This is a genomic window from Mycobacterium sp. (assembly GCF_049802695.1).
In the GTDB taxonomy this organism is placed as follows: Bacteria; Actinomycetota; Actinomycetes; order Mycobacteriales; family Mycobacteriaceae; genus Mycobacterium.
The window spans coordinates 1-7397 of the sequence record NZ_JBARMY010000052.1; the positions used below are offsets into that span (position 1 = coordinate 1).

Below are 7397 nucleotides of genomic sequence, written 5' to 3' on the forward strand. Positions count from 1 at the left end.
GGGTGTGCGCGGTCGGTTTGGGCGGGGTGTCTGCTGTCGGTTTCTACCGGGTCTCCGCCCTTGATTGTGGTTGAAAGCTGACCGTTGGTTCCCGCTGAGTATCCGCTGTCAGTCTTGACTGGGTCTCCGCCGTAGTTAGGCAGCTGGTCGACGAGCGCTGTTTTCGCCCCGCTTGTGGCCTCCCGCGTTGGATGGCCATTCGTACTAACCGCCGCAATGTCCTGCCCCTGCGCGGCGAGGCGCAACGGCACACCACGGGGCCCGAACAACGGCAGCGAGTGGGTGAAGATGTCTTCGTCGTCGGGTACCACAAGATCTGACAGGCTGGCGCCACTCTGTGGTGCTGGTCGACGGCTCGTCTTGCGCCACTTCGAGCGCGATCCGCCTGGGTTGCGCGGCGTCAACTTTGAGGGCCACCAGTTCGCCTGGCCGAGCAGTGTGGCCACGGCCGGCACCGTGATAGTGCGCACCAGGAAGGTGTCGAGCAGAATACCGGCGCCGATCACAAAACCGATCTGAACCAATGTGCTGATACTGGCGACTGTCAGCCCGAACATCGATGCGGCGAATATCAGCCCAGCAGAAGTGATGACGGCGCCGGTGGAGCTCACCGTGCGGATCACACCGAAACGCACACCATGCGGTGACTCGTCGCGGATCCGGGAGATCAGCAGCAAATTATAGTCGGCTCCCACAGCCACCAGAAGGATGAACGTCAGGCCCGGAGCGCTCCAGTGCAATTCCTGGCCGAGTAGGAACTGGAAAACGATGACACCGATGCCCAGCGCCGACGCGTACGAGATCAAGACCGAGGCGATAAGATAAAGCGGCGCCACTATCGCGCGCAGCAATACGACCAAGATCAAAAAAACAATGAGTATGGTTGCGACAACGATGAATTCGGTGTCTTGGTTGTAATAGTCGCGGGTGTCCTGCAGGCCTTCGGTCATTCCGAGCATCGACACTTTGGCATCCGCCAGCGCGGTGTTCGGTTGAGCGCTCCGAGCAGCATTGGTGATTGCAGTCACTTGGTCCATCGCCGCGGTGCTGAACGGATTCAGCCCGCTCATGACGTAGTAGCGTGTTGCGTGACCGTCGGGAGACATGAAGAACTCGGCAGCCGTCTTGAAGTCGGCGTTGTTCGCCAAGGCGTTCGGTGGAATGTAGAAGCCGGACATCGACGGTCTACCCGCGCCACGCTTCATTCCCAGCAGGAACGTCGACGCCTCGCCAAGCCCGCTCCCCATCACCATGACCTGGTCGGTCAGCTGTTTGACCCCGTCGGCGATTTTTCGGCTGCCGTCCGCCAGCTGGTTCGCGCCCGATTCCAGGGTGCCCAGCCGCGTTTGCACACCGCCCGGATCGTCGGCACCCAACGCGCTAAGGGCGTTGAGGGCACTGCTTACCGCGCCGTTGAGACCCTGCACCGCGGATTGCAGCGTCTGCGTGTCTTGTGTCGACTGCAGCTGTTGGGCGAGGTTGGACAAATTGTTCATCGTCCCGTCGCGATTAGCGTTGGCCAGCCGTCGAAGCTGTTCGCGCGCCCCCGCACACTGTGGATCCGCGCTGCAGATTGTCGGGTTGCTGTCGAGGACGTTCACGAGGATGTCTGATCCGCGCGCGGCAGCAACCACGTCGTTGAGGCTTCCACCGAAGGCGCGCATGCTGCTGATGAGCTTGGTCGCGTTGTCGACCTCTCTGAGCAGCTTCTGGCCGCCGACCTGCTGCTCGATAGCAGTGAGCGACGCGAGCAGACCGTGGACGGTGCCCATCGATTGAGCGACCTGGGCCCGTACGTCGGCGAGCGCTCCGGCGAGCTGGTCGGAGCCGTGAGTCAGCAGATTGAGATCGTCGGTATGGTCCATGATCTGTTTGGACGCGTCGTCGAGTTTGCCGCCGACCACGCCGGCCTGCCAGGTCGCCTTCGTCTGCTCGAGCGATTCCCCCATCGGCCGGGTGATGCCGCGCACCATCGTGACATTGGGTACCTGGCTAACCCGCTGTGCCATCTGCTCGAGGTCGGCAAGTGCCTCCGGTGTCCGCAGATCACGGGGTGACTGAATGAACAGGTACTGCGGTAGCAGGGTGTTCACTGGGAGATGGCGTTCCAGCGCCGCAAATCCGGCGGCGCTTTCGACGTTGCTCGGCAAAGTTTTGCGGTCGTCATAGTTGTAGCGGACGAAAGTCATGCAGCTGGCCAAGGTGGCAAGCACGATCAAGCTGGCCACCAGATGAACTTTCGGCCGCCGCACGATGCGGATCGCCGAGCGTCGCCAGAAACGATGCGTGAGGTCGCTGCGCGGCCTGATCCAGCCGCGCCGCCCGGCCAGCACCATGACGGCCGGCAGGAAGGTCACGGCGGCCAGGAAAGCCAACGTGACCGAGACCGAAATCGCCGGACCGACGGTGGCGAAGATCTGCAATTGCGAGAAGATCATCGCCAGGAACGTGACAGCCACGGTGGCCGCCGAGGCGGCGATCACCTTGCCGATCGACATCAGAGCTTTGCGCACCGCTTCGTCTGACGGAACACCCTGCCGCACGTAGTCGTGGTACCGGCTGATCAGGAAGACGGCGTAATCCGTTCCCGCGCCGAACATCACCGCTGTGACGAACACGACCGTCTCACCGGTGAGGCCCAGCCCCAGTTCACCCAACCCGGCCAAGGTGCCCTGGGCGGTCGCCAGGGAAATGCCGATCGTGACCAACGGAATCAGCATGGTGATCGGATTCCGGTACACCATGATCAGGATCAGCAGCACCATGACCGTGGTCCCGGCCTCGATCAGGTGCATGTCTTTTGCGGCGATGCCCATCAGATCGGCGGCGGTCGCGGCCGGGCCGGTCAGGTTCGCGGTGAGCGTCGACTTCGCGACCGTCTGCTTGACGAGATCGGTGACGTGCTGGTAGGACACCCCGGCCTCGGGGGTGCCGGGGTCGCCGACAAGGGAAACCGGAAGCGCCCAGGTTTTATCGTCTTTGCTTTGCAGCACCTCGCGAAGCGCCTGGGTGCCAAGAAAGTCCTGCGTCGACATGACGTCGGCGGTGTCTTGATGCAGCTTGCCGACCAGCGTCCGGTAGGTGTCTTCGTCGGCGGCGCTCAGTCCCTTCTCATCAGTCAGTACGACCAGAAGCAAGCTACCGTGCTGGGTTTCGTGAAACGCCTCGCTCATCTTCTTGCCGTTGACCACGACAGGGGCGTCAGCCGGCAGCGCCTCCACCTGTTTGTGGGCGGCCACCACCGCCAGCGGCGGTATCGCGAGCGTCAAAGCGGCAGCAACGGCGATCCACATACCGATGGCTATCAGCGGCCAACGGATGACGAAATCGGCTAACCGGTGGAAGATTCCACCGGCCGCCGCTTCGTGCGAACTTTTCATCCGCCTTCTACATACGGAATGTCCATGCGGTGATCTCCTAAGCGATCAGATCAGAGCGAGGGCGCGCAGTAACTACTGCGTCGCTGCCGGCGGCCACCCGGGCACACACAGTCTTCACCGTCTCGACATAGCGGACAACAGATTGCCGTGCAGTCGGATTGTTCGGATAGAACACCGCCATCGACGCCTCGTCGAACATCCGGCCAACCGTCATGTACAGGTGAGCCGGCGCCCTGCCGTCGCCGTACGTGCCGGCGTTGGCTCCGTCGAGGTAGGACGAGACGATCGCGGACAGCGGAGGAAGACCGCCGTCCATGAAGTTCAGCATGGTGAAGTTGAACCCGGGCCGGCGAAGCCACGGCGCTAACTCCAACACTCGATCGAAAGGCACCTGCGCGAGTTCGGTATTCGCGTCGAACGACGTCTGCGCGGAATAAGCGGTTTTTGCGAACGAGGCAGGGTCGATGTCGACGGTGAACGGTATCACTCCGGTGAACCACCCTGAGGTCATGAATTCCTCGGGTTTCCGGCGCCGGTCGGTCGGAGTCAGGTTGGAGTACGTTTCGACGCCGGTCAATTCGTATTGCGCCAGCGCGGCCGCGGCGAACAGGCCGCCGCTGAACCTGGCGCCCGCGCCGATGCAGGCGGACTCGAACAGCGCGGTTTGCGTTGCGTCCATTATCCGTTCGACAACGACGTCGCCGCTCGGCGTCGCCGGGTCACCGAGCGGCAGCGGGAACTCGGGCAAGCTGTTTCCGTTGCTCTCGGCGAAATCGATCCACGTGCGGATCTGCGGGGATTCGAGGGTCAGGCTATCGGTAAACGCCCGGTGCCGGATGCAGTAGTCGCTGTAACTGCCGGCGGGCGGCAGGGCGATCGGTGCCGCGCCGTTCACCAACGCCCCGTACATGACATACATCTCCATGTACAGCAGGCCCAGCAGCGTCGGGTCCATATGCAGATGGTCGACGACGACGTAGAACGTGAAATGGTCCGCGCGCTGAATGATGCCGAACCGGAAGCAATCCCACTCCAGCGGGCTGGGCGTGGCCAGCAGATGGCGTTGCCACTCCTGAGCAGTCATCTGGCCGTGCCGCGTGGGAACGAATTCGATGTCGGCCGGGTCACCCATCGCGTGGCGCACGACATCTGTGATGTCATTGAACTCGAACCAGCTGCGGTAGGTGTCGTGCCGGCGCAGGTGCGCATTGATCACGAACGTCAGGGCACGAATATCGCAGCGGCCGGGCCGGTCCCACGATCCCATCACCAGCCGCGAGTAGTCGAGACCCCGGTCGGCGAATTCACAGAAGCCGCGCAGATGCTGCGCCTGCATGTAGCTGGCCGGCGCCTGACTCACCGGCGCCTGCCGGGCTTTCTTCAACGAGGCCGCTGACGGTCCCCACGAAACGACTTTGCCGTCACCAGGCTCCCAGTCGCGAATCGTGCCCACTTTCACTGAACTTGCCCCTAGAAACAAAGTCCCTCCTCAACGTCTGCTGCTGTCGTCCCGCGGGATGCCTGCGGTCAGGCGACCTCTGCGGGAGCCAGCTTCTCGTACAACTTGTCCGCCAAGCCGCGAATGGTGGTGATGTCGCTCGGGCTGATGCGCACTTTCGTTTCCGTCTCGATCCTGGTGCGCAACTCCAAGTTGCCCAGTGAGTCGACGCCGTACTCAGAAAGCGGGCGGTCCGGATCGATGCTGCGCCGCAGGATCCGGCTGACCTGATCGGAGATCAGCCGCCGCAACCGGCCCGGCCACTCTTCGGTGGGCAACTCGCTCAGCTCGGCGAGGAATTGGCTTCCGCCCCGGCCCTGTCCGGCAGATCGGAACAGCTCCGCGAACGGGCTGCGTTCGGCGAACGACGTCACCCATGGTTGGCCCATGATCGGTGTGTAGCCGGCGTAGGGGCGGTCGTGGCTCAGCAGCGCCTGCAACGCATAAGCACCTTCGTCGGCACCGATTGCCGCGCCCGAGCTTTCGGCCAGCGCGGTTGCCCGCCCGACTTCAGCCCAGGCTCCCCACGCGATGGACGTCGCGGGAAGACCCTGAGCGCGTCGCCAATGGGTGAACGCATCCAGCCAGCTGTTGGCCGCCGCGTAGGCGCCCTGCCCGGGCGAACCGACCAGTGCCGCCGCCGACGAGAACGAGCAGAACCAGTCAAGTGGCTGACCGGCCGTCGCCCGGTGCAGATTCCACGCGCCGTAAACCTTTGGTGCCCAGTCCCGTTCGATGAGCTCGGCGGTGATGTTGGTCAAGGTGGCGTCCTCGACCACCGCCGCCGCGTGCAAGACACCGCGCAGCGGAAGCCCGGTGGCGGTCGCGGCCGCTACCAGGCGGTCCACCACGGTCGGGTCGGTGATGTTGCCGCATTCCGCCACGACGTCGGCGCCGATCGCCCGGATCAGTTCGATGGTCTCCAGCGTCCTTGCGTCTGGCTGTGAGCGCGAGGTCAACACGATGCGGCCGGCGCCCGCCGCGGCCATCTTCTCGGCGAGGAAAAGGCCGAGACCACCCAACCCACCGGTAATCAGGTACGAGCCGTCGGCGCGGTAAACCCCAGCCTGCTGCGGCGGCACGACCACCCGGCTGCTGCCGGTGCGGGGGATGTCGAGCACCAGTTTGCCGGTGTGCTGGGCCGCGCTCATCGTCCGGATGGCTCTGGCCGCATCGGCGAGCGGGTAGTGGGTGCTCTCCGGCAGCGGCAGCACACCGTCGGCGGTGAGCCGGTAAACCGTGTCGAGCAGGCTGCGCACCTTGTCTGGGTGGCTGAAGCTCAGCAAGCCCAGGTCGACGGCGTAGAACGCCAGGTTGCGGCGGAACGGGAATAGCCCCAGCCGGGTGTCGCCGTAGATGTCGCGTTTGCCGATCTCAATGAAACGCCCGCCTAGAGCGAGCAATTCGAGTCCGGCGCGCTGCGCCGCACCGGTCACCGAGTTGAGCACGATGTCGACGCCGTACCCCTCGGTGTCCCGGCGTATCTGCTCGGCGAACTCCGTGCTGCGCGAGTCGTAGACGTGCTCAACGCCCATGTCGCGCAACAACTGCCGACGGCCGTCGCTGCCCGCGGTGGCGAAGATCTCGGCGCCTGCGGCACGGGCGATCGCCATCGCGGCTTGCCCCACACCACCGGTGGCGGAGTGAATCAATACCTTGTCGCCCCGGTCGATCCTGGCCAGATCGTGCAGGCCGTACCAGGCAGTGGCACTTGCGGTGGTGACCGCGGCGGCTTGCCCGTCGGTGAGTCCGCGCGGCAGCGTCACTGCCAGCCGCGCGTCACAGGTGATGAAGGTGCCCCAGCAGCCGCTCGCGGAGATGCCGCCGACGTGGTCGCCGACCCGGTGCGTAGTGACTTCGGGCCCGACAGCGCTCACCACGCCGGTGAAGTCGGTACCGGCTTGGGGCAGCCGGCCCTCGAAGCTCGGGTAGCGCCCGAAGGCGACCAGCACGTCGGCGAAGTTGATGCTGGATGCGCTGACCGCAATCTCGACCTCGCCGGGGCCCGGTGCGAGACGGTCATAGGCAACGAGTTCCGCGGATTCCAGGTCGCCAGGTGTGCGGATCTGGAGGCGCACACCGTCGTTCGCGTGACTGGCCACCGTGGTGCGTCGTTCTTCGGGCTGCAGCGGTGTGGGGGAAAGACGGGCGGTGTACCACTGCCCGTTCCGCCACGCCGTCTCGTCCTCGTCGGACCCGGACAACAGTTGCTTCACCAGCTGCTCGGCCTCGACATGTCCGTCCACGTCGATCTGGCTGGCCCGCAACTGTGGGTGCTCGGTGCCGATCACCCGGATCAGGCCCCGCAGCCCGGCCTGCTCCAGGTTCGGCCCGTCGCCGGCCAGCACGGCCTGGGCGTTCCTGGTGACGACGAACAGCCGAGGCAGTTCACCCGGAGCCTCAGGCAACTCGCGGGCGATACGCACCAGGTGATCCACGTAATCCTTGCCGCGGGTCGTCCAGTCGTCGGCGGACTCGCTGTCCAGCGGCCCGGTCACGACCACCACGCCGCGCAGACC

3 protein-coding genes are annotated in these 7397 nt (G+C 64.6%); all 3 read right to left on the reverse strand.

Annotated features, from left to right (window positions below):
- A partial coding sequence (locus tag WA317_RS02100; RefSeq protein WP_425171465.1) for an RND family transporter occupies positions 1–3380 on the reverse strand: 3380 nt, incomplete at its 3' end.
- Between the two features lie 37 nt (positions 3381–3417).
- Complete coding sequence (locus tag WA317_RS02105; protein ID WP_425171466.1) at positions 3418–4839, reverse strand: condensation domain-containing protein; 1422 nt, start codon at positions 4837–4839, stop codon at positions 3418–3420.
- 68 nt (positions 4840–4907) lie between these two features.
- On the reverse strand, positions 4908–7397 hold a 2490-nt coding region (locus WA317_RS02110; RefSeq protein WP_425171467.1), incomplete at its 5' end, for an SDR family NAD(P)-dependent oxidoreductase.